This is a genomic window from Pantoea sp. BJ2, from assembly GCF_040255075.1.
Classification (GTDB): domain Bacteria; phylum Pseudomonadota; class Gammaproteobacteria; order Enterobacterales; family Enterobacteriaceae; genus Pantoea; species Pantoea leporis.
On sequence record NZ_CP158292.1, the window covers coordinates 203,694 to 225,771 of the forward strand.

At 56.4% G+C, this 22,078-nt stretch carries 20 protein-coding genes; 14 read left to right on the forward strand and 6 right to left on the reverse strand.

The genetic code is table 11. The features are described 5' to 3' along the window. The first annotated feature begins 4 nt into the window (after nt 1-4). The 7 genes from dapF to AAF463_RS00920 all read left to right on the forward strand — a co-directional run bounded on the left by dapF (nt 5) and on the right by AAF463_RS00920 (nt 7,852). Nucleotides 5-829 carry a diaminopimelate epimerase gene (gene dapF, locus AAF463_RS00890; protein ID WP_101763930.1) on the forward strand — a complete coding sequence of 275 codons (825 nt, stop codon included), beginning with the start codon at nt 5-7 and terminating at the stop codon, nt 827-829. Next, nucleotides 826-1,530, forward strand: coding sequence for a DUF484 domain-containing protein (locus AAF463_RS00895; protein WP_101763756.1), 705 nt, complete (start codon nt 826-828; stop codon nt 1,528-1,530). Before dapF ends, AAF463_RS00895 begins: the two co-directional genes overlap by 4 nt. Further along, nucleotides 1,527-2,435: a tyrosine recombinase XerC gene (gene xerC / locus AAF463_RS00900; RefSeq protein WP_101763755.1), complete on the forward strand. Its 909-nt coding sequence runs from the start codon at nt 1,527-1,529 to the stop codon at nt 2,433-2,435. The genes AAF463_RS00895 and xerC overlap by 4 nt, the downstream gene beginning before the upstream one ends. After that, a complete protein-coding gene (gene yigB, locus AAF463_RS00905) occupies nt 2,435-3,151 on the forward strand; it encodes a 5-amino-6-(5-phospho-D-ribitylamino)uracil phosphatase YigB (RefSeq protein WP_312463513.1) in 717 nt (238 codons plus the stop codon). Before xerC ends, yigB begins: the two co-directional genes overlap by 1 nt. A gap of 76 nt (nt 3,152-3,227) precedes the next feature. Then, nucleotides 3,228-5,390 (forward strand): DNA helicase II, encoded by a 2,163-nt coding sequence (uvrD, locus tag AAF463_RS00910; RefSeq protein WP_101763753.1) that lies wholly within the window; start codon nt 3,228-3,230, stop codon nt 5,388-5,390. A 310-nt stretch (nt 5,391-5,700) separates the two neighbouring features. Next, nucleotides 5,701-6,654, forward strand: coding sequence for a magnesium/cobalt transporter CorA (gene corA / locus AAF463_RS00915; protein WP_008105777.1), 954 nt, complete (start codon nt 5,701-5,703; stop codon nt 6,652-6,654). A gap of 145 nt (nt 6,655-6,799) precedes the next feature. After that, on the forward strand, nt 6,800-7,852 hold the full coding sequence (locus AAF463_RS00920) for an AbrB family transcriptional regulator (protein WP_350261389.1): 1,053 nt from the start codon (nt 6,800-6,802) through the stop codon (nt 7,850-7,852). Here the strand turns inward: AAF463_RS00920 and rarD are convergent. After that, nucleotides 7,823-8,722, reverse strand: a complete 900-nt coding sequence (rarD, locus tag AAF463_RS00925) for an EamA family transporter RarD (RefSeq protein WP_192236906.1) — start codon at nt 8,720-8,722, stop codon at nt 7,823-7,825. The two genes, AAF463_RS00920 and rarD, sit on opposite strands and share 30 nt — an antisense overlap. Nucleotides 8,723-8,744: 22 nt before the next feature. Next, on the reverse strand, nt 8,745-9,215 hold the full coding sequence (locus tag AAF463_RS00930; RefSeq protein ID WP_101763750.1) for a thioesterase family protein: 471 nt from the start codon (nt 9,213-9,215) through the stop codon (nt 8,745-8,747). Between the two features lie 165 nt (nt 9,216-9,380). On the opposite strand from AAF463_RS00930, the gene pldA reads away from it, so the two are divergent. From pldA to rhtC, 3 genes are read left to right on the forward strand one after another with little or no spacing between them, the layout of a single operon-like run. Further along, nucleotides 9,381-10,259: a phospholipase A gene (gene pldA / locus AAF463_RS00935; protein ID WP_101763749.1), complete on the forward strand. Its 879-nt coding sequence runs from the start codon at nt 9,381-9,383 to the stop codon at nt 10,257-10,259. Between the two features lie 23 nt (nt 10,260-10,282). Further along, nucleotides 10,283-12,109, forward strand: a complete 1,827-nt coding sequence (recQ, locus tag AAF463_RS00940) for an ATP-dependent DNA helicase RecQ (protein WP_350261390.1) — start codon at nt 10,283-10,285, stop codon at nt 12,107-12,109. Nucleotides 12,110-12,121: 12 nt separating this feature from the next. Next, entirely contained in the window at nt 12,122-12,745 is a 624-nt protein-coding gene (gene rhtC / locus AAF463_RS00945) for a threonine export protein RhtC (protein WP_350261391.1), read from the forward strand. Nucleotides 12,746-12,882: 137 nt separating this feature from the next. On the opposite strand, the gene rhtB is transcribed toward rhtC, so the two are convergent. Beyond that, nucleotides 12,883-13,506 carry a homoserine/homoserine lactone efflux protein gene (gene rhtB, locus AAF463_RS00950; protein ID WP_101763746.1) on the reverse strand — a complete coding sequence of 208 codons (624 nt, stop codon included), beginning with the start codon at nt 13,504-13,506 and terminating at the stop codon, nt 12,883-12,885. A gap of 104 nt (nt 13,507-13,610) precedes the next feature. On the opposite strand from rhtB, the gene pldB reads away from it, so the two are divergent. Together pldB and yigL are read left to right on the forward strand one after the other, a co-directional pair. Next, nucleotides 13,611-14,603: a lysophospholipase L2 gene (gene pldB / locus AAF463_RS00955; protein ID WP_350261392.1), complete on the forward strand. Its 993-nt coding sequence runs from the start codon at nt 13,611-13,613 to the stop codon at nt 14,601-14,603. A gap of 37 nt (nt 14,604-14,640) precedes the next feature. Further along, nucleotides 14,641-15,441: a sugar/pyridoxal phosphate phosphatase YigL gene (gene yigL, locus AAF463_RS00960; protein WP_101763744.1), complete on the forward strand. Its 801-nt coding sequence runs from the start codon at nt 14,641-14,643 to the stop codon at nt 15,439-15,441. Between the two features lie 33 nt (nt 15,442-15,474). Here yigL and glpT read toward each other — a convergent pair whose 3' ends face one another. After that, complete coding sequence (gene glpT / locus AAF463_RS00965; RefSeq protein WP_110867929.1) at nt 15,475-16,815, reverse strand: glycerol-3-phosphate transporter; 1,341 nt, start codon at nt 16,813-16,815, stop codon at nt 15,475-15,477. Nucleotides 16,816-17,151: 336 nt separating this feature from the next. On the opposite strand from glpT, the gene AAF463_RS00970 reads away from it, so the two are divergent. Beyond that, nucleotides 17,152-18,015 (forward strand): carboxylate/amino acid/amine transporter, encoded by an 864-nt coding sequence (locus tag AAF463_RS00970; RefSeq protein WP_101763742.1) that lies wholly within the window; start codon nt 17,152-17,154, stop codon nt 18,013-18,015. Nucleotides 18,016-18,148: 133 nt separating this feature from the next. Here AAF463_RS00970 and AAF463_RS00975 read toward each other — a convergent pair whose 3' ends face one another. Then, the gene (locus AAF463_RS00975) at nt 18,149-18,628 is read right to left on the reverse strand and encodes a DUF1456 family protein (RefSeq protein WP_101763741.1); all 480 of its coding nucleotides are present in this window, start codon (nt 18,626-18,628) and stop codon (nt 18,149-18,151) included. Between the two features lie 93 nt (nt 18,629-18,721). Further along, nucleotides 18,722-19,654, reverse strand: coding sequence for an HTH-type transcriptional regulator MetR (gene metR / locus AAF463_RS00980; protein ID WP_176973392.1), 933 nt, complete (start codon nt 19,652-19,654; stop codon nt 18,722-18,724). 135 nt (nt 19,655-19,789) lie between these two features. Here metR and metE point away from each other — a divergent pair, with 135 nt between their 5' ends. Beyond that, complete coding sequence (gene metE / locus AAF463_RS00985; RefSeq protein WP_350261393.1) at nt 19,790-22,060, forward strand: 5-methyltetrahydropteroyltriglutamate--homocysteine S-methyltransferase; 2,271 nt, start codon at nt 19,790-19,792, stop codon at nt 22,058-22,060. The last annotated feature ends 18 nt before the right edge of the window (nt 22,061-22,078 follow it).

A 22,078-nucleotide genomic window follows, 5' to 3' on the forward strand; every position in this document is an offset into this window, starting at 1 on the left:
GAAAATGCAGTTCTCAAAAATGCACGGTCTCGGCAACGACTTTATGGTTGTGGATGCTGTGACGCAAAACGTCTTTTTTTCGCCGGAACTGATTCGCCGCCTGGCGGACAGAAATCAGGGGATCGGTTTTGATCAGCTACTGATCGTTGAACCGCCTTACGATCCGGATCTCGATTTCCATTACCGCATTTTCAACGCTGATGGCAGCGAAGTCGCGCAGTGCGGCAACGGCGCACGCTGCTTTGCCCGCTTTGTGCGTCTGAAAGGTTTGACCAATAAAAGCGACATTCGTGTCAGCACGCAAACCGGCCGCATGGTGCTCAGCGTTACCAATGATGAGCTGGTGCGCGTCAATATGGGGCAACCCAACTTCGAACCGCAAAGCGTGCCGCTCCGCGCGAACAAAGCAGAGAACCTTTATTTGCAGCGGGTGGCCGAGCAAACCGTTATGTTTGGTGCGGTATCGATGGGCAATCCGCACTGCGTGATTCAGGTAGAAAGCGTGAAAACCGCGCCGGTGGAAACGCTGGGCCCAGAGCTGGAAAGCCACGAGCGATTCCCGGAGCGCGTTAATGTCGGCTTTATGGAAGTGGTCAATCGTGAACACATCCGTCTGCGCGTGTATGAACGTGGCGCAGGCGAAACCCAGGCATGCGGCAGCGGCGCCTGCGCGGCGGTCGCCTGCGGCGTTCAGCAGGGCATTTTGGCAGAAAATGTCCGCGTCGATTTGCCGGGCGGAACGCTGCACATTGCCTGGAAAGGGGAAGGGCAACCGCTGTTTATGACCGGTCCAGCCACACACGTCTATGATGGGTTTATTCATCTATGAAAAATGTCGAAGAGCAAACCGAAAGCGAGGTTTTGCTGGACGATCAATCGGTAAGCGCATTTCTGCGTCAAAACCCCGATTTTTTTATTCGCAATGCGCGCCAGGTTGAACAGATGATGGTGCCGCATCCGGTACGCGGCAGCGTTTCGCTGGTGGAGTGGCATATGGCGCGGCAGCGCAACCATATCCAGCAGTTAGAAGAGGAGATCACGCTGCTGATGGAGCAGGCTACCGCCAACCATCAGCTGTTTGATCGCCTGCTGGCGCTGCAAGGTCATCTCGCCGCCGCCGACAGCTTGCAAGAGATGCTAACGCGTCTGCACCGCTGGGCGCGCGAACTGGGTCTGGCCGGCGCACACGTACGCGTGTTCAATGACAAGTGGCACATCGGCGCACCCTCTGATTTCACCCAGCTCGGCTTGTCACGTCAGGCATTCGAACCGCTGCGCATTCAGCGCTTCGGCAATGAACATCACTATCTCGGCAGCCTGAATGGTCCGGAATTGCTACTGCTGTTGCCGCAGGCCAAAGCGATTGGCTCGGTAGCCATGTCGCTGATGGGCGAACGCGGCGAGCTGGGCATATTAATGTTCACCAGCCGCGATAATCAGCATTATCAGGCGGGCATGGGTACGCTGCTGCTGCAGCATCTGGCGCAAATGTTGCCGGATCTGCTGTCACGCTGGATTGAACGCGCATGAGTCACGTCAGTCCGCTGCTGCCGGCCGTGGATGACTTTCTGCGTTATCTCAAGGTCGAACGCCAGCTGAGTCCGCTGACGCAAAAGAATTACCAACGGCAATTGCAGGCGATTATAGCAATAGCCGATGAGATGAAGCTGACGAGCTGGTCGCAGCTGGAACCGGCGCAGGTGCGCAGCCTGGCGGCACGCAGCCGGCGGGGCGGTTTAGGCGCCAGCAGTCTGGCGCTGCGCATGTCGGCGCTGCGCAGTTTTCTCGACTGGCAAGTGCATCAGGGCATGCTGAGCGCCAATCCCGCCAAAGGCATCGCCACGCCGCGTAATGCGCGCCATCTGCCGAAAAACATGGATGTCGACGAAGTTAACCAACTGCTGGAGATCGATCTCAACGATCCGCTGGCGGTACGCGACCGCGCGATGCTGGAAACCATGTACGGCGGCGGTTTGCGTCTGTCTGAGCTGGTGAATATGGATTGTCGCCACATGGATTTGGAGGCCGGTGAAGTGCGGGTGCTGGGTAAAGGCAGCAAAGAGCGCCGCGTACCGATTGGCGGCACGGCGGTCACCTGGATTCAGCACTGGTTACCGCTGCGTGCTAGCTTTGCGCCGCAGGATGATGCGGTGTTTGTCTCCAGCCGCGGCAGCCGGATTTCGACGCGCAACGTGCAGAAGCGTTTTGCCGAATGGGGCATCAAGCAAGGCGTTGCCAGCCATATTCATCCGCATAAACTGCGCCACTCTTTTGCCACGCATTTGCTGGAATCGAGCGGCGATCTGCGCGCGGTACAGGAACTGCTCGGTCACGCCAATCTGGCGACCACGCAAATCTACACCCATCTGGATTTCCAGCATCTGGCGACGGTTTACGATGCGGCCCATCCGCGTGCCAAACGAGGAAAGTCTTAATGAAGTTTTATCGTCCGCTCGGCCCGATCAAAGCAATCACCTTTGATCTCGACGACACGCTGTATGACAACCATCCCGTCATTCGCAAAACCACTGCCGAATCGCACGCTGCGCTGCAGGCGTATCATCCGGCGCTGCGAGAATTCACCCCGGCGGATTATCAGACGCTGCGCAATGAGTTGCTGGCTCGCGAGCCGGAAATTTATCACGACGTGTCTGAATGGCGTCGTCGCTCGGTGGAGCTGGCGCTGCTCAATGTCGGCTTATCCAAAGCGGAAGCCACCGCCGGTGCCAGCGATGTGATGAGCGTCTTCCATCAGTGGCGTAGTGAAGTCGATATGCCGGAAGAGACGCATCAAACGCTGACGTGGCTGGGCGAGCGCGTGCCGCTGGTGGCGATCACTAACGGCAATGCCTGTCCGGAAAAGCTTGGCATCCATCACCACTTCCAGTTCGCGCTGCGTGCCGGTCCGCACGGTCGCGCCAAGCCGTGGCAGGATATGTATCATCTGGCCGCTGAGCGTTTGAGCATTGCGCCGCAGCACATTCTGCACGTCGGCGACGATCTCACCACTGATGTTGCCGGTTCGCTGCGTGCCGGTATGCAAGCCTGCTGGATCAATTTGCGTGAAGGCAATCTGATGAAGATCGACGATGCGCGTTTGCTGCCGCACGTTGAAATTGATCGGTTGGCATCTCTGACCTCGCTGCTATAATCCACACATGTAAATATATACAGCTCTATCCGCAGCAGTGTGGATTTGAGTTCATTTTCTTTCGCGAACGGTGCTTATGGACGTTTCTGATCTGCTTGACGGCTTGAATGACAAACAGCGCGAGGCGGTCGCCGCACCGCGCAGCAACCTGCTGGTGCTGGCCGGAGCAGGCAGTGGCAAAACCCGTGTGCTGGTGCATCGCATCGCCTGGCTGCTGTCGGTAGAGAACTGCTCGCCGTATTCGATTATGGCGGTGACCTTTACCAACAAAGCGGCGGCGGAAATGCGCCATCGTATCGATCAGCTGATCGGCACCAGCCAGGGCGGCATGTGGATTGGTACTTTCCACGGCCTGGCGCACCGTTTACTGCGCGCGCATCACCTTGATGCCGGTTTGCCGCAGGATTTCCAGATCCTCGACAGCGACGATCAGCTGCGTCTGCTGAAGCGCCTGATCAAAGCGATGAACCTTGATGAGAAACAGTGGCCTGCGCGTCAGGGCATGTGGTACATCAACGGCAAAAAAGATGAAGGCCTGCGGCCAAAACACATCGAAAGCTACGGCAATCCGGTTGAGCAAACCTGGCTGCGCATCTATCAGGCGTATCAGGAAGCCTGCGATCGCGCCGGATTAGTGGATTTCGCCGAGCTGCTGCTGCGCGCCCACGAACTCTGGCTTAACAAGCCGCATATCCTGAACCATTACCGTGAGCGTTTCAGCAACGTGCTGGTGGATGAGTTCCAGGATACCAACAATATTCAGTACGCATGGATTCGCATGCTGGCGGGTGATAGCGGCCGCGTGATTATTGTTGGCGATGACGATCAGTCGATTTACGGCTGGCGCGGTGCGCAGGTGGAGAATATCCAGCGCTTCCTGCAGGATTTTCCCGGCGCGGAAACCATTCGCCTGGAGCAGAACTATCGCTCGACCAACAACATTCTGAAAGCGGCGAACACGCTGATCGCCAACAACAATGGCCGCCTCGGTAAAGAGCTGTGGACCGACGGCAGCGATGGTGAAAAGATCTCACTCTACTGCGCATTCAACGAGCTGGATGAAGCGCGCTTTGTGGTCAATCGCATCAAAAGCTGGCACGAGAACGGCAATGCGCTGCAGGATTGCGCCATTCTCTACCGCAGCAACGCCCAATCGCGCGTGCTGGAAGAGGCGCTGCTGCAAGGCAGCATGCCGTATCGCATTTATGGCGGCATGCGCTTCTTCGAGCGTCAGGAGATTAAAGATGCGCTGGCCTATCTGCGTTTAATGGCCAATCGCAATGACGATGCAGCCTTTGAGCGTGTGGTGAACACGCCGGTGCGCGGCGTCGGCGATCGTACCCTCGATGTGGTGCGCCAGACCGCGCGCGATCAGCAACTCACCTTGTGGCAGGCCACGCGCGAGCTGTTGCAGAACAAAGCCTTAGCCGGACGCGCCGCGTCGGCGTTACAACGCTTCTGCGAGTTGGTCGATTCACTGGCCAGCGAAACCGCCGAGATGCCGCTGCATGTGCAAACCGATCGCGTAATTAAAGACTCCGGTTTATGGGTGATGTACGAGCAGGAGAAGGGCGAGAAAGGCCAGGCGCGTATAGAAAACCTTGAGGAACTGGTCACGGCAACGCGCCAGTTCAGCTATCAGGACGAAGACGAAGATTTGATGCCGCTGCAGGCGTTCTTGTCGCATGCGGCGCTGGAGGCAGGCGAAGGCCAGGCCGACAAATGGCAGGACGCGGTGCAGCTGATGACCATGCACTCGGCGAAAGGGCTGGAGTTCAGCCAGGTATTTATCGTCGGCATGGAAGAGGGCATGTTCCCGAGCCAGATGTCGCTGGATGAAGGCGGTCGTCTGGAAGAGGAGCGCCGTCTGGCTTACGTTGGCGTGACGCGTGCCATGGTCAAGCTGACGCTCACCTATGCTGAAAGCCGTCGTCTTTATGGTAAGGAAGTGTATCACCGTCCATCACGCTTCATCGGCGAGCTGCCGGAAGAGTGCGTGGAAGAGGTGCGTTTGCGCGCCAGCGTCAGCCGTCCGGTGAGCCATCAGCGCATGGGCACGCCCATCGCGCAAAATGACAGCGGCTTCACGCTCGGCCAGCGCGTGCGTCATGCCAAGTTCGGTGAAGGCACCATCATCAACCTCGAAGGCAGCGGTGAACACAGCCGTTTGCAAGTGGCGTTTCAGGGCCAGGGCATCAAGTGGCTGGTGGCGGCTTACGCCCGTCTGGAAACGGTGTAGCGCGGTTGCGCTACCTTGACGACTTTTTCGTCTCAGCGTAACATGCGCGCACTATTATCATGAGAGGACAATGCCTTGGACGCGCCCAGTCGATGCTGGCTCAATCACCTGTTTAACAGGAACTCCTAAGGTTACCTCTTTTAGCTGGTAGCCTTAGCGGTTAACAGCGACCTCCCTTTTTTACTCTCGTCGCGTGAGTTAGCACTGATTTACCCTTGAAGCGAAAGTTTCCGTGTTCAGGCTTCGCCGTGCCCGTAATTTACAGTGGTCACCGCCTTGTCCCATTCCGAAAAAATGGGGAGTTATTGCTATGCTGAGCGCATTTAAACTCGATCGTAATCGCCTGACGCGCATCGAGCTGGAAGAAGATAACGACAAACTCAACACGTCTGTTTGGGTCGATCTGATCGAACCTGACGACAGCGAACGCGATCGCGTGCAATGCGAGCTCGGCCAGAGCCTGGCGACGCGTCCGGAGCTGGAAGACATCGAAGCCTCGGCGCGTTTCTTCGAAGACGAAGACGGCCTGCACATTCACTCCTTCTTCTTCTTTGAAGATGCCGAAGACCACGCTGGCAACTCCACCGTGGCATTCACCATCCGCGAAGATCGCCTGTATACGCTGCGCGAACGCGAACTGCCAGCTTTCCGTCTCTATCGCATGCGTGCGCGCAATCAGATGCTGACCGATGGCAACGCCTATGAGCTGCTGCTGGATCTGTTTGAGACCAAAATCGAACAGCTGGCGGATGAGATCGAGAACATCTATAGCGCGCTGGAGAAACTCAGCCGCGTGATCATGGAAGGCCAGCAGGGCGAAGAGTACGATCAGGCGCTGTCACGTCTGGCGGAGCTGGAAGATATCGGCTGGAAAGTGCGGTTATGTCTGATGGATACCCAGCGTGCCCTCAACTTCCTGGTGCGTAAAGCGCGTCTGCCGGGCAACCAGCTGGAGCAGGCGCGTGAAATCCTGCGCGATATCGAATCGCTGTTGCCGCATAACGAATCGCTGTTCCAGAAGGTCAACTTCCTGATGCAGGCGGCAATGGGCTTCATCAATATTGAGCAGAACCGCATCATCAAGATCTTCTCGGTGGTTTCGGTGGTATTCCTGCCGCCCACGCTGGTGGCATCCAGCTACGGCATGAACTTCGAGTTTATGCCGGAGCTGAAATGGAGCTTTGGTTATCCGGGCGCGATTAGCCTGATGATTCTCGCTGGCCTGGCGCCGTACCTCTATTTCAAACGCAAGAACTGGTTGTAACCGTTCTTAAGTCCAGGTCGTCATGAATGACGCCCCTACAAAACCGCTCATGACAAATGTAGGGGCGCCATTTATGGCGACCTGGTAGATAAACTTAAATTTTCTGCGTAACCTGTTGGCTCTGCTCACTATCTGATTCTCTCCTATGGCGCGCTTCTCACTGCGACTTCAGTGGACACTGCTGCTGATTGCTTCGTTAGTGCTGGGGATTATCCTCCAGCTGTTCCATCTTCCTGCGGCCTTGCTGCTTGGCCCGATGATCGTCGGCACCTTTATGGGCTTGTCCGGCGCGACTGTTCGCATCGATAAACGTTTCTTCGTGCTGGCACAAGCGGTGCTTGGTTGCATGATTGGCCAGAGCTTATCGCCGGGCATTCTTACGCCGCTGATTCAGGATTGGCCGGTGGTGTTGGCGGTGCTGATGCTGACGTTGGCGGCCAGCGGCCTGTCCGGTTTTCTTCTGGTACGCTTCAGTAGTTTGCCCGGCCCAACCGGCGCATGGGGATCGTCGCCCGGCGGCGCTTCGGCGATGGTGGCGATGGCCGGTGATTTTGGGGCGGATGTGCGGCTGGTGGCGTTTATGCAGTATCTGCGCGTGCTGTTTGTCGCCACCGCTGCGGCCGTGGTGGCGCGCATTGGCCTCGGCACCCACGGCGGTGCAGCTGAACTGGTGTGGTTTCCCGCGCTGCACAGCAGCTTTCTGCTGACGCTGCTGGTGATGGTCGCCGGTGCGTGGCTCGGCCAGAGGCTGCGAATTCCTTCTGGTGCCTTGCTGCTAGCCGCGCTGATCGGTGCGGTATTGCACGGCACCGATGTGGCGACTTTGCAGGTTCCGGAATGGCTGCTGGCGCTAGCCTATGCACTGATTGGCTGGAGCGTGGGATTGCGTTTCACCCGACCGATTTTCAAACTTGCGCTGCGAACGCTGCCGCAAATGTTGCTGTCGATTTTTGGTTTGATGCTGTTGTGCGGCGGATTAGCCTGGATGCTAACGCGCGTGCTACACGTCGATCTGATGACCGCCTATCTGGCAACCAGCCCGGGTGGGCTGGATACCGTGGCGATTATTGCGGCCGGCACGCGCGTCGATATGGCTTTTGTCATGGCGCTGCAGACGCTGCGTCTGTTCACCATTCTGCTTACCGGTCCGGCGCTGGCGCGTTTTATTTCACGCTACGCGCATGCGCGCCCGAGCTGAGAACGCAACCGCATCAATAATGAACACGGCGAGCGCCAGCCAGATAAAGCCGAAGGTCACCATTTTATCCGGCGTCAGGCGCTCGCCGTAGAACAGCACCGCCAGCAGGAACATCAGCGTCGGACCCAGATACTGGAAGAAACCGACGGTCGATAAGCGCAGACGCGCGCAGGCGGCAGCAAAAAACATCAGCGGAATGGTGGTGATAATGCCCGCCGCGACCAGCTTGAGATTGAGGCTCATGGCGTTGGCGCTGAGATGGCTGGTGGCGCTATCGGCAAAACCAAACAGGTAAATCGCCGCCAGCGGGAATAGCCACAGCGTTTCGATCAACATGCCACTTTGCGCATCGACCTGAATTTTTTTGCGCACCAAACCGTACAAAGCAAAACTCAACGCCAGGCCAAGGCCGATAATCGGCAGCGACCCAAACTGCCACAGCTGCACCAGCACGCCGGTGGTCGCCAGCAGTACCGCCAGCCACTGCAAGCGGCGGAAGCGTTCGCGCAGGAACAGCATGCCAAACACCACATTAATCAGCGGGTTGATAAAGTAGCCGAGGCTGGCTTCCAGCATGTGCTGATTGTTCACTGCCCAGATAAACAGCAGCCAGTTGCCGCCAATGGTGATGGCGGTCAGCGCCAGCAGCAGCACCTTTTTCGGCTGAGCCAGTACGCTACGTACCTGCGCCCAGCTGCGCGTCAATGTGATCAACAACAGCATAAACAGTGCGGACCAAATCACGCGATGCGTCATGATCTCGGTAGCGGGCACCTCTTTGACCAGTTTGAAGTAGGCGGGGGCAATTCCCCAAATGAAGTAAGCGCCGAGCGCATAGCCAATACCCTGGCGAGTTTGTTGCGAATCCATCATGTCATTCCAAAAATACTGATTAGCCAATCATGTAGGTGGCGGTAGCGGTGGCGATGTAATCGCCTTGCTGGTTATGTAACTCCACGCGCGCCACAGCGACTTTGTTGCCGCCGCGCAGCAGGCTGCTGGTGGCGACAAAGCGCTCGCCGCGGCCAGGGCGCAGATAATCCACGCGCATATCGATGGTGCCCATGCGCGACAGGCGCTGACGCAGCTCTTCCTCGGTAATGCTCTCCTGACGCGTCAGCGCATAGCTGACACACACCAGCCCGGCCGCGACATCGAGCACTGAAGCGATCACGCCGCCGTGCAGAATCTGCTGCGCTGCGTTGCCGACCAGCATGGTTTTATTGGCGAAGCCGAGTTCGGCGTAATCCGCTTCCAGTCGATCCAGCTCTAATCCGAGCGCCTGATTGAAGGGCATGTGATAAACAAAGATTTCGCCAATCAGACGACGCGCTTCCTGCTGTGTCAGCAACGGGGATGACATAATGCCTGCCTTAAAATGTTAACGAGTTGTGTATATTATGCCGCGTTCGAGCCGCTTTCCAGTTTCGGAAATCGGCGCTGATCAACCGCAGGTTTTGCGTGTAGAATGGCCTGCTTTTTGAACCGTCACTTGACGATTACGACACGCAGTTCTCTGGAGAATTCTATGCGTAAGCATTACGCCTTGCTGGCCGCGGCGCTGATCCTTCCTGGCCTGGCGCAGGCTGAAGAAGCCACGATAAAAGAGGTTCATGATGCACCGGCAGTGAAGGGCAGCATTATCGCTAACCTGCTGGAGAAACACGATAACCCGTTCGTGCTTTATCCTTACGAAAACAACTATCTGCTCTACACCTACACCAGCGACATGAACAAAGAGGCGATCTCTTCGTACAACTGGGCAGACAAAGCTAAAAATGATGAAGTAAAATTCCAGCTCAGCCTGGCGTTTCCGCTGTGGCGCGGCATTTTAGGCGATAACTCGGTGCTGGCGGCGTCCTATACTCAGCGCTCGTGGTGGCAGCTCTCGAACCGTGGTGCGTCATCACCGTTCCGTGAAACCGATTATGAGCCACAAATTTTCCTCGGCTGGGCCACCGATTACACTTTCGCAGGCTGGACCTTACGCGATGTGGAAACCGGCTTAGTGCATCAGTCGAACGGCCGCAGCGAGCCGACCTCACGCAGCTGGAACCGCGTTTACGCGCGCTTCATGGCGCAGAACGGCAATCTGCTCGCAGAGATCAAACCCTGGTATCGTCTGCCTGAAAGTGAAAGCAATGACGATAACCCGGACATCACCAAATACATGGGTTACTACCGCGCCAAGCTCGGCTACATGATGGGCGAGAACATTTTCAGCGTGGAAGGTAACTACAACTGGAACAGCGGCTTTGGCGGTGCAACCTTCGCCTGGAGCTACCCGATCTCTGAACACGTGCGCTTTTACACGCAGGTCTTCAGCGGTTATGGTGAATCATTGATCGACTATAACCATCGCCAGACGCGCTTTGGCGTGGGCGTGACGCTCAACGATCTGTTCTAACCCGCAACAAAGACAGGATTACCGTGGCAACATCGGCAGTGCTTAATCAGGAAATGCTGGCGCAGCAGGTATTACAAGATACCTTCGGCTATCAGCAGTTCCGCCCAGGTCAGCAAAACATCATCGAAACCGCCCTGTCAGGACGCGATTGTCTGGTGGTGATGCCGACTGGCGGCGGCAAATCGCTGTGCTATCAAATCCCGGCGCTGGTGCGCGAAGGGCTGACGCTGGTGGTTTCACCGCTGATTTCACTGATGAAAGATCAGGTCGATCAGCTGCTAGCCAACGGCGTGGCTGCAGCGTGCCTCAACTCGACGCAGACGCGTGAGCAGCAGCAGCAGGTGTTTGCGGATTGTCGTACCGGCAAGCTCAAGCTGCTGTATATCGCGCCTGAACGTCTGATGATGGACAATTTCCTCGACAGCCTGCACCAGTGGAATCCGGTGATGCTGGCGGTGGATGAAGCGCACTGTATTTCGCAGTGGGGCCACGATTTCCGTCCGGAATATGGCTCGATCGGCCAGCTGCGTCAGCACTTCCCTGATTTGCCGGTCATGGCATTGACCGCCACCGCCGATGAAACCACGCGTAACGATATCGTCCATCTGCTGCAGATGGACGATCCGCTGATTCAAATCAGCAGCTTTGACCGCCCCAATATTCGCTACACGCTGGTGGAGAAATTCAAACCCACTGAGCAACTTCTGCGTTATGTGCAGGATCAGCGCGGCAAAAGCGGCATCATTTACTGTAACAGCCGCGCCAAAGTGGAAGACACCGCCGCGCGCCTGCAGAGCCGTGGTTTGAGCGTTGGCGCGTATCACGCCGGCATTGATAGCGCGCAGCGTGCCAGCGTGCAGGAAGCTTTTCAGCGTGACGATCTGCAAATCGTGGTCGCCACCGTGGCGTTCGGGATGGGCATTAACAAACCCAACGTGCGCTTTGTGGTGCACTTCGATATTCCGCGCAACATCGAATCCTATTATCAGGAAACCGGCCGCGCCGGGCGCGATGGCCTGCCTGCCGAAGCGATGATGCTTTACGATCCGGCTGACATGGCGTGGTTGCGTAAATGTCTGGAAGAGAAAGTGCCTGGCCCGTTGCAGGATATTGAACGCCACAAACTCAATGCGATGGACGCGTTTGCTGAAGCGCAAACCTGTCGTCGTCTGGTATTGCTGAACTATTTCGGCGAGGGTCGCCAGCAGCAGTGCGATAACTGCGATATCTGCCTCGATCCGCCGCGTCGCTACGACGGTTTGCTGGAGGCGCAAAAGGCGCTGTCGAGCATCTATCGTACCGGCCAACGCTTTGGGATGGGCTATATTGTTGAAGTTTTGCGCGGCGCCAGTAATCAGCGTATTCGCGATAACGGCCACGACAAACTGCCGGTGTACGGCTTAGGCCGCGAGCACAGCCACGAACACTGGATCAGCGTGCTGCGTCAGCTGATTCACCTCGGGATGGTAACGCAAAACATCGCCATGCATTCGGCGCTGCAACTCACCGAAGCGGCGCGTCCGGTATTACGTGCGGAAGTGCCGCTGATGCTGGCGGTGCCGCGTATCGTGACGGTGAAAACGCGCGGCAGCAGTTCGCCGAAAGTGCACAGCGGCAATTATGATCGCCAGCTGTTTGCCAAGCTGCGTAAGCTGCGCAAAGCAATTGCCGATGAAGAGAATATTCCGCCGTACGTGGTGTTTAACGATGCCACGCTGATTGAAATGGCAGAACAAATGCCGATTAGCGCGTCAGAAATGCTCAGCGTGAACGGCGTCGGTCATCGCAAACTGGAGCGTTTTGGTAAGCCGTTCCTGGTGATGATCAAAGAACATGTTGATGAAGGTTAAAGGAAAAAATTCATGCTGATGTTATTCGCCACTGTCGCGCTGGTGCATCTGGTTGCGCTGATGAGTCCCGGCCCGGACTTCTTCTTTGTGTCGCAAACGGCGGCAAGCCGCTCGCGCAAAGAGGCGATGATGGGCGTTCTGGGCATTACGTTGGGCATTGTGATCTGGGCCGGTGTGGCGCTGATGGGCCTGCATCTGATCCTGGAAAAAATGGCCTGGCTGCATGAAATCATTATGGTCGGCGGCGGATTGTATCTGCTGTGGATGGGCTGGCAGCTGATGCGCTCAGCGCGTCAACGTCACAAGCAGCCACAATCGCAAGCGCCGGTGGTTGAGCTGCCGAAAAAGGGCATGAGTTTCCTGAAAGGTTTCCTGACTAACCTGTCGAACCCAAAAGCGATCATCTACTTCGGTAGCGTATTCTCATTGTTTGTTGGCAACGACGTTGGCGCGTTGGAGCGCTGGGGGTTGTTCCTGCTGATTATCGGAGAGACGTTCGCGTGGTTTACGCTGGTGGCGGCGATTTTCGCTATGCCGTGGATGCGTGATAAGTATCAGCGAATGGCGAAGTGGGTGGATGGTATGGCGGGCGTGTTATTCGCCGGTTTTGGCATTCACCTTATCATTTCACGTTAAGCCTGGTTTACTTGCCATTTCGGCACCGGGCAGTGCTCGCCCTCCTCACGTACGACGTGTACGCTCCGGGGGCTGCGCGCTGGCCGGCACCGAACTGGCTGCGCCACCGACGGCTTTGACGTGGGTGCGATTTTCTTTTACGCCATTCTGCGTGCGCTGGCTAGCAGCGCGCCTACTGCCATAAACAATCCACCAAAGGTGCGGTTCAGCAGCTTCATCTGCTTCGGTCCTTTAATCCAGCCGGCGATACGCGTTGCCAGCGTGGCGTAACCAATCATTACGATGATATCGACCACAATGGTGGTCACGCCCAGCACCAGATATTGCATGAGCTGCGGCTGGTGCGGCTGAATAAACTGCGGGAACAGCGCAGCGAGAAACACGATGCTTTTCGGGTTGGTGAGGTTTACCAACACGGCACGCTTAAACAGGCGGCGACGCGGCATGGCTTTGGCAACGGCGTCGAGGTCGATGCCACCCGCCGAGCGCCACTGCTGAATGCCCAGCCATACCAGATAGGCTGCGCCGGCCCACTTCAGGACTTCAAACGCCAGAATCGATTGGGAAAACAGCGCACCCAAACCGGCGCCGACCAGCACAATATGAATGGCCAGACCCAGTTGCAAGCCGGTAATCGATGCCGCTGCGCCGCGATAGCCGTGACTGATGCCGGTGCTCATGGTGTTGATCGCGCCGGAACCAGGTGAAAGGCTGAGGATGGTTGTGGTCAGCAGATAGGTTAACCACCATTCAATGGTCATGTGTGACATTCCCTGAAGTTAGCGAAGTGTGACACAATACGACAGAAAATCGCCGCACGCTACGCAGCACAGGCGCGCAAATCACGTTTTTTTCAGGGGGACGGATGCAGCAGCATAAACAGAGTTGGCTCGGACGTGAGCGAGGCTTTTCGGCCTTTGCCACCGGTCCGCTGCTCGACTTCTGGCGTCGCCGTGAAGAGTGTGAATTTACCGGCGTCGGCAACCTGAAGATTCGTTACGTCCGTTTCACCTCACCGCAACATCGCCGTGTCATTCTGGTCGTGCCTGGCCGCATCGAAAGCTACATCAAGTATCCCGAACTGGCTTACGACCTGTTCATGTGCGGCTACGATGTGGTGATTCTCGACCATCGCGGTCAGGGACGCTCTGAACGTCTGCTGGAAGATTCGCATCGCGGCCATGTGGTGGAATTTGGCGACTACGTTGACGATCTGGAAACGCTGTATCTGAAAGAGATCGTAAGCAACCATTATCAGCAGCGCTACGTGCTGGCCCACTCGATGGGCGGCGCGATTTTAGCGCTGTTTCTGGCGCGTCAGCCGCAGGCGTTTCATGCTGCGGTGTTCTCCGCGCCGATGTTTGGCATTGTGCTGCCGCTGCCCGACTGGATGGCGCACCGCATTCTGGACTGGACCGAGAAACTGCCGGCGCTGCGTGAAGGTTACGCGCTGGGCACCGGGCGCTGGCGCGCCAATCCGTTTGGCATCAACCGCCTGACGCATAGCCGCGAACGCTATCGCCGTAATCTGCGTTTTTACGCCGACGATCCGGCAATTCGCGTCGGTGGCCCCACTTATCACTGGGTGCGCGAAGGCGTGCAGGCCGGGCGGGACATCTTCAATCAGGTAGCGAACATCACCACGCCGACCTTGCTGCTGCAGGCCAGTGAAGATGATGTGGTGGATAACCGCTCACAAAATCTATTTTGTACGGCGATGGCCGCAGCAGGACATCCCTGCGCGGGCAACGCGCCGTATGTGATCAAAGGAGCGCGTCATGAGATCTTGTTTGAAACAGACGCGATGCGTGCCGAAGCGCTAAACGCGGTGGTCGATTTCTTTGAACGCCACGCTTAATCAATTTTACTTTCCGATATCAACACCCGAGGTTTACATGTATCACATCGTCGCATCCGACCTGGATGGCACGCTGCTCTCTCCGGACCACCGCCTGACGCCGTTCGCGCGCACCACGCTGCAGGAACTGGTGGCGCGTGATATCCACTTTGTCTTTGCCACCGGCCGTCACTATATCGACGTCGGACAGATGCGCGATAAGCTCGGCATTCCGGCTTACATGATCACGTCTAATGGCGCACGCGTGCACAATGCCGCAGGTGAACTGGTGTTCAGCCACAATCTTGACGCCGACATCGCCAGCGATCTCTATGGCCTGCAATATCATGACGAGCATATCCTGACGCACGTCTATCGCGACGATGAGTGGTTCATGAGCCGTCATCGTCCGGATGAGCAGGACTATTTCCGTGAATCGGTGTTTAACTATCAGGTTTACCAGCCGGGCATGCTGCCGACTGATGGCATCAGCAAAGTGTTCTTCACCTGCGAAGATCCGGAGCGGTTGATTCCCATGGAGCAGGCGATTGAAGCGCGCTGGGGCGATCGCGTAAATGTCAGCTTCTCGCTGCCAACGTGTCTGGAAGTGATGGCGGGCGGCGTTTCCAAAGGCCACGCGCTGGAAGCGGTAGCGAAACAGCTCGGCCACTCGCTGAAAGCGTGCATCGCCTTCGGCGACGGCATGAATGATGTGGAGATGCTCAGCATGTCGGGCAAAGGCTGCATCATGCGCAATGCGCAGCAGCGTTTGAAAGATACCTTGCCGACGCTGGAAGTGATTGGCAGCAACGCGGATGACGCCGTGCCGCACACGCTGCGTAAACTGTTCCTCGCCTAGAAAAAAGGGCCGGTCACCACCGGCCCTTTTTCGTTATGCCAGCTGTTTCTTGTGCTTGTGCTCACTGACCATGGTGAGCAGCAGCAGAATCACTGCCAGCACCGATCCGCCAATCATCACAATGAATCCGCCGTCCCAGCCGAAATAATCCACGGTGTAACCGACAATCGCACTCGCCGCAACCGATCCGCCGAGATAGCCAAACAGCCCGGTAAAGCCCGCTGCCGTTCCGGCCGCTTTTTTCGGTGCCAGTTCCAGCGCGTGCAAGCCAATCAGCATCACAGGGCCGTAAATCAGGAAGCCGATCACAATCATGCACAGCATGTCGATGCCTGGATTGCCTGGAGGATTCAGCCAGTACACCACGGTGGCGATGGTCACCAGCGTCATAAAGAACACGCCGGTTGCGCCACGGTTGCCGCGGAACACTTTGTCCGACATCCAGCCGCACAGCAGCGTGCCGGGAATACCGGCATATTCGTAAAAGAAGTAGGCCCACGAGGATTTATCCAGCGTGAAGTGCTTCACCTCTTTCAGGTAGGTCGGCGACCAGTCGAGAATGCCGTAACGCAGCAGGTACACAAACACGTTCGCCAGTGCGATGTACCACAGTAGCTTGTTGGGCAGAATGTACTGCATGAAAATCTGCTTCGCCGTCAGCTCCTGCTCGTGATCCTCGTTGTAATCCGGCGGATAATCATTTTTCCACGCTTCAATCGGCGGTAAACCGCAAGATTGTGGTGTGTCACGCATCAAGGCGAAGGCGATAATCGCGATGAGGATGGCGCCAAACGCCGGCATATACAGCGCGGCTTTCCAGTCGTTAAACCACGCCATGCCGAGCAGGAACAGCAGCGGAGGAATACCGCCACCGACGTTATGCGCGCAGTTCCACACCGACACAATTCCGCCGCGCTCTTTCTGCGACCACCAGTGCACCATGGTGCGCCCGCACGGCGGCCAGCCCATGCCCTGGAACCATCCGCACAGGAACAGCAGCACAAACATCACCATGATGCTGGAGGTGGCCCACGGCACGAACCCCATCACCAGCATCACCGCTGCGGCAAGGATCAATCCGGCAGGCAAAAACACGCGCGGATTCGAGCGGTCTGAGACCGAGCCCATAATGAATTTCGAGAAGCCGTAAGCGATGGAAATGCCTGATAGCGCAAAGCCGAGATCGCCGCGCGAGAAGCCTTGTTCCACCAGATAAGGCATTGCCAGCGCAAAGTTTTTACGCACCAGATAGTAGGCGGCATAGCCAAAAAATATTCCCAGGAAAATCTGCCAGCGCAGACGACGATAAAGCGGATCAACACGATCATCGGCCACTTGTGGGCGATGCGGTGCAGGTTTGAAAATACTCAACATGAGTGTGGCCCTCCAGGGCGCGATATAGTTATGAGTTCCCAGCAGGTTGGGGCAAAAACAGGCAGTAAAAATGGCAAAGCGAAGTTTCCATTTCGCGCAAAGGATAGTGATGGTCACGCGCAGTTACTGTGACATGTGACACATATGTTACAGTTTTATGACAATGGAGAGCGAAAAAAACCAGAAAATGTTGTATTTCGCGCATTTTTAGCCGGTCGTAAAAATGAGGTTCGAAAATTATTCGTCGTTATTTTATCCACTTGTAAACCAGATAGTTCACCCCGATTTCGACAGTTTGTTTACACTAGCGCCACTGTTCATTTTGGGATCGTTACCGTGCCGTTACTGATCGTTACCACCATTCTGTGGGCCTTTTCCTTCAGTTTGATCGGGGAATACCTTGCAGGTCAGGTGGATTCCTGGTTCTCTGTTTTGATGCGTCTGGCGCTCGCCGCCATCGTTTTCCTGCCGTTCCTGCGCTGGCGCGGTTACCGTGCTTCCACCATCCTGCTGTATATGCTGGTGGGCATGCTGCAGCTTGGCATCATGTATTTATTAAGCTTTGAGGCTTATCTGTATCTCAGCGTGACCGAGTTCCTGCTGTTCACCGTGATGACGCCGCTGTATGTCACGCTGATCTACGATTTGCTCAGCCGACGTCCGCTGCGTATCGGCTATGCCTTCAGCGCGCTACTGGCGGTAATCGGTGCGGCGATTATTCGTTACGACAAAGTCAGCGACCATTTCTGGTTCGGCTTGCTGCTGGTACAGGCGGCAAACATCTGCTTCGCCATCGGCATGGTGGGCTACAAACGCCTGCAGGAAACTCGCCCGATGCCGCAGCACACCGCATTTTCGTGGTTCTATCTGGGCGCGGTGATGATCGCGGTGATCGCCTGGAGCTTGTGGGGCAATCCGAACAAACTGCCGACCACGTCGCTGCAGTGGGGCATTCTGGTGTGGCTGGGCGTGGCGGCTTCAGGTTTGGGCTACTTCATGTGGAACTACGGCGCTACGCAGGTGGATGCTGGCACGCTGGGTATTATGAACAACATGCATGTGCCAGCGGGCTTGCTGGTGAATCTGGCGATCTGGCAGGAGAAACCGCATTGGCCAAGTTTTCTCGCCGGTGCCGCCGTGATTTTCGCATCCCTTTATGTGCACAAACGCTGGGTATTAGGTAAGAAAAGCAACGCATAGGCTAAAAGGGAAGGGATAGCGCGGCAGTGGAGCAAAGCATCCGAGCCATGGATGGCGAGGCTGATCCACAAGGAAGTGGTTTCCCTTTGCGATCTGCTGCGCTATCCCTGACCCGGCTCGAACAAAGAAGCGATTAACCCTTCTTAGCCGGCCCCGGACGATGAATCATCGTCAACCCTTTCAGGAAATTACGCAGAATCTGATCGCCGCATTCGCGGAAATTCTTATGATCTGGGTTGCGGAAAATCGCGCCAACTTCAGCCTGTGAGATCTTAAAGTTCGCTTTCAGCAGCACATCCGGAATATCGGTGGTCTTCAGCTCAAAGGCGATACGCAATTTCTTCATGAAAATGTTGTTATTCATGCGGCGCTCAATCGAAGGCGCGGGCGCATCTTCACTCTTACCGCGACGGTAAAAAATCAGACCGTTAAGGAAATATCCCATCAATACATCTGGCAGCTTGCGAAACGCGGCATCGTCATCTTTCTTCATCCACGCCTGCACGTCTTCCAGCGGCACTTCACTTCCCGCCAGGGCAAAAATCTCCACCACTTTGCTATCGCTCAAATCCAGCATATAGCGCACGCTGCGCAGAACATCGTTACTCATCATGGTGAAACTCTCTTGGTCGCGGGTTGAGGCGGCGCATTATAGAGCAGGCGGGGCAGGGATAACAGCGCGGGCGACTTTCGCCGCCCAACAACATCAGGATGAGGTGGTTTGAAGTGAGCCGGGACGCGCGGCATCGCGCACAAAGGGCAGATGTTCACAGGCGTGCTGACGGGCAAACCGCACAAAGGCTTCCATTACCGGCTGACGCTGCTCGCCTTCGCGTACGGCGGCATACAAGCGGCTCCACAAACCATCGCCTAAGGTCTTGGTCACCACCAAACCCTGCTGCTCAAAATTCTCTACTACCCAATGTGGCAACGCGGCGATGCCCATGCGCGCCGACACCATCTGAATCAGCAGCAGCGTGTTATCGACGCTCTTCAAGGCTGGACTGACGCCTGCAGGCTGCAGGAAATGGCGCCACACATCTAAACGCTGACGCTGCACCGGATAAATCATCAGCACTTCATCGGCCATATCTTCCGGAGCAATGTGCTCAAGCTGCGCCAAAGGATGATCCGGTGCCATCACCAAACGCACTTCAAAATCGAACATCGGTGAATAAAACAATCCACTGCGCGGCAAAATATCGGAGGTCAACACCACATCCAGCTCGCCCTGTTGCAACGCGGGTTGCGGATCAAAGGTCACGCCGGATTTGAAATCCATCACCACCTGCGGCCAGCTCTGGCGGAAATTATTTAGCGCGGGCGTCAGCCACTGAATACAGCTGTGACACTCAATGGCGATACGTAACGTGGCCTGATGCGGCTCATGACACGCCTGCAAAGCCTGCTGAATCTGCGGTAAAACCTGCTCAGCCAACTGCAGCAAAATCTCTCCCTGCGGCGTAAAACGCAGCGGCTGGCTTTTACGCACAAACAGGCGAAAACCCAGCCGCTGCTCCAGATCGCTGAACTGGTGGGATAACGCCGATTGCGTCTGATGAAGCTGGGAGGCGGCGGCAGCTAACGAGCCGGTGTTCCGTAACGCCTGCAGCGTCCGCAGGTGTTTGAGTTCGATCATGAGAATCCTTCACATCGAGATTGAACAAATTGCGCTTGAGGAACATACAGTACCCGCAGATTATGGCGGTGTAAACATCTGGACGGCTAAACATCTCTGCCCCCTATTCAGTTAAGAATATCTGGAGAACAGAAAATGACCATTCTGAACCACACTCTCGGTTTCCCTCGCGTTGGATTGCGTCGTGAATTGAAAAAAGCACAGGAAAGCTATTGGGCAGGTAAAAGCTCACAGGAAGAGCTACTGGCGGTGGGGCGTGAACTGCGCGCCCGTCACTGGCAACAGCAGAAAGAGGCGGGCGTGGATCTGCTGCCAGTCGGCGATTTCGCCTGGTACGATCACGTGCTCACCACCAGCCTGCTGCTGGGTAACGTGCCAGCTCGTCACCAAAATCAGGATGGCTCGGTCGATCTTGACACGCTGTTCCGCCTTGGCCGTGGCCGCGCACCAAGCGGTGAACCGGCGGCAGCGGCGGAAATGACCAAATGGTTCAACACCAATTATCACTACATGGTGCCGGAATTCACTCAAGGGCAGCAGTTCAAACTGACCTGGACTCAGTTGCTGGATGAGGTTGATGAAGCGCTGGCGCTCGGGCACAAGATTAAACCGGTGCTGCTGGGTCCTGTTACCTATTTGTGGCTGGGTAAAGTGAAAGGTACGTCGTTCGACCGCCTGTCACTGCTCAAAGACATTCTGCCGGTTTACCAACAGGTGCTGGCTGAACTGAAAAAACGCGGCATCGAATGGGTACAAATCGATGAGCCAGCACTGGCGCTGGAGCTGCCGCAAGCGTGGCGCGATGCCTTCAAACCGGCTTACGACGCGCTGCAGGGCGAAAGCAAATTGCTGCTCACCACCTATTTCGACAGCATCGGTCAGAATCTCGACGTGATCAAAGCGCTGCCGGTGCAAGGTCTGCATGTTGACCTGGTCCACGGCAAAGACGACATCCAACAGGTGAACCAGCAGATTCCCGCGGATTGGCTGCTCTCCGTCGGCGTAATCAATGGCCGTAACGTCTGGCGTGCCGATCTCAGCAGCTGGTTTGCACGTCTGCAGCCGCTGGTGGGGCAGCGTCAACAATTGTGGATTGGATCATCCTGCTCGCTGCTGCACAGCCCAATCGACTTAAGCGTGGAAACGCGCCTCGATGAGGAAGTGAAAAGCTGGTTCGCCTTTGCTCTGCAGAAGTGCGCTGAGCTTGCACTGCTGAGTCATGCGCTGAACAACAACGATGCCGCTTCGCTGGTTGAGTGGAGCGCACCGATTCGTGCGCGTGCCAACTCCACGCGCGTTCACAATGCCGCAGTCGGCGAGCGTCTGGCGAAAATTCAGGCCAGAGACGTTGAACGTGCCAGCAGCTACACCGAGCGTGCCAAAGCGCAGCGTCACCGCTTTAACCTGCCAGCGTGGCCGACCACCACCATAGGTTCATTCCCGCAAACCACCGAAATTCGCGGCCTGCGCCTCGACTTTAAAAAAGGCAACATTGATGGTGGAAACTATCGCACTGGCATCGCCGAGCACATCAAACAGGCGATTGTGGAGCAGGAACGTTTGGGCCTCGACGTGCTGGTGCATGGCGAAGCAGAACGTAACGACATGGTGGAATACTTCGGCGAAAACCTCGACGGCTTCGTGTTCACCCAGAACGGCTGGGTACAGAGCTACGGCTCACGCTGCGTTAAACCACCGATCATCATCGGCGACGTAAGCCGTCCGCAAGCCATCACCGTTGAGTGGGCGAAGTACGCGCAGTCGCTGACCGACAAACCGGTGAAAGGCATGCTGACCGGTCCAGTGACGATTCTCTGCTGGTCGTTCCCGCGTGAAGATGTAAGCCGTGAAACCATCGCTAAACAGATTGCGCTGGCGCTGCGTGACGAAGTGGAAGATCTGGAAAAAGCCGGTATTGGCATTATTCAGATTGATGAACCGGCACTGCGCGAAGGCCTGCCGCTGCATCAGTCCGATTGGGCGGCGTACCTGACCTGGGCGGTGGATGCGTTCCGTCTCAATGCCGCCGTGGCGCAGAATGAAACCCAGATCCATACCCACATGTGTTACTGCGAGTTCAATGACATCATGGACTCGATTGCCGCGCTGGATGCGGATGTCATCACCATCGAAACCTCACGTTCCGATATGGATCTGCTGGATACCTTTAAGGAGTTCGACTATCCCAACGAAATCGGTCCGGGCGTGTATGACATTCACTCACCAAACGTGCCGAGCGTGGAGTGGATGGAAGAGTTGCTGCGTAAAGCGGCGCAGAGCATCCCGGCAGAGCGTCTGTGGGTTAACCCGGATTGTGGCCTAAAAACGCGTGGCTGGACGGAAACCCGTCAGGCGCTGGCGAACATGGTAAAAGCGGCGCAAAACCTGCGAGGTGAAACGGCTTAGTCGCTGTAAATGAGATTG

Coding starts and splice junctions, on each gene's coding strand:
- metE (WP_350261393.1), top strand. CDS start 19,790: ATGACCATTCTGAACCACACTCTCGGTTTCCCTCGCGTTGGATTGCGT.
- metR (WP_176973392.1), bottom strand. CDS start 19,654: ATGATCGAACTCAAACACCTGCGGACGCTGCAGGCGTTACGGAACACC.
- dapF (WP_101763930.1), top strand. CDS start 5: ATGCAGTTCTCAAAAATGCACGGTCTCGGCAACGACTTTATGGTTGTG.
- AAF463_RS00975 (WP_101763741.1), bottom strand. CDS start 18,628: ATGATGAGTAACGATGTTCTGCGCAGCGTGCGCTATATGCTGGATTTG.
- xerC (WP_101763755.1), top strand. CDS start 1,527: ATGAGTCACGTCAGTCCGCTGCTGCCGGCCGTGGATGACTTTCTGCGT.
- AAF463_RS00920 (WP_350261389.1), top strand. CDS start 6,800: ATGGCGCGCTTCTCACTGCGACTTCAGTGGACACTGCTGCTGATTGCT.
- pldB (WP_350261392.1), top strand. CDS start 13,611: ATGCAGCAGCATAAACAGAGTTGGCTCGGACGTGAGCGAGGCTTTTCG.
- rhtC (WP_350261391.1), top strand. CDS start 12,122: ATGCTGATGTTATTCGCCACTGTCGCGCTGGTGCATCTGGTTGCGCTG.
- pldA (WP_101763749.1), top strand. CDS start 9,381: ATGCGTAAGCATTACGCCTTGCTGGCCGCGGCGCTGATCCTTCCTGGC.
- rarD (WP_192236906.1), bottom strand. CDS start 8,722: ATGGATTCGCAACAAACTCGCCAGGGTATTGGCTATGCGCTCGGCGCT.
- AAF463_RS00930 (WP_101763750.1), bottom strand. CDS start 9,215: ATGTCATCCCCGTTGCTGACACAGCAGGAAGCGCGTCGTCTGATTGGC.
- corA (WP_008105777.1), top strand. CDS start 5,701: ATGCTGAGCGCATTTAAACTCGATCGTAATCGCCTGACGCGCATCGAG.
- AAF463_RS00895 (WP_101763756.1), top strand. CDS start 826: ATGAAAAATGTCGAAGAGCAAACCGAAAGCGAGGTTTTGCTGGACGAT.
- glpT (WP_110867929.1), bottom strand. CDS start 16,815: ATGTTGAGTATTTTCAAACCTGCACCGCATCGCCCACAAGTGGCCGAT.
- yigL (WP_101763744.1), top strand. CDS start 14,641: ATGTATCACATCGTCGCATCCGACCTGGATGGCACGCTGCTCTCTCCG.
- rhtB (WP_101763746.1), bottom strand. CDS start 13,506: ATGACCATTGAATGGTGGTTAACCTATCTGCTGACCACAACCATCCTC.
- uvrD (WP_101763753.1), top strand. CDS start 3,228: ATGGACGTTTCTGATCTGCTTGACGGCTTGAATGACAAACAGCGCGAG.
- yigB (WP_312463513.1), top strand. CDS start 2,435: ATGAAGTTTTATCGTCCGCTCGGCCCGATCAAAGCAATCACCTTTGAT.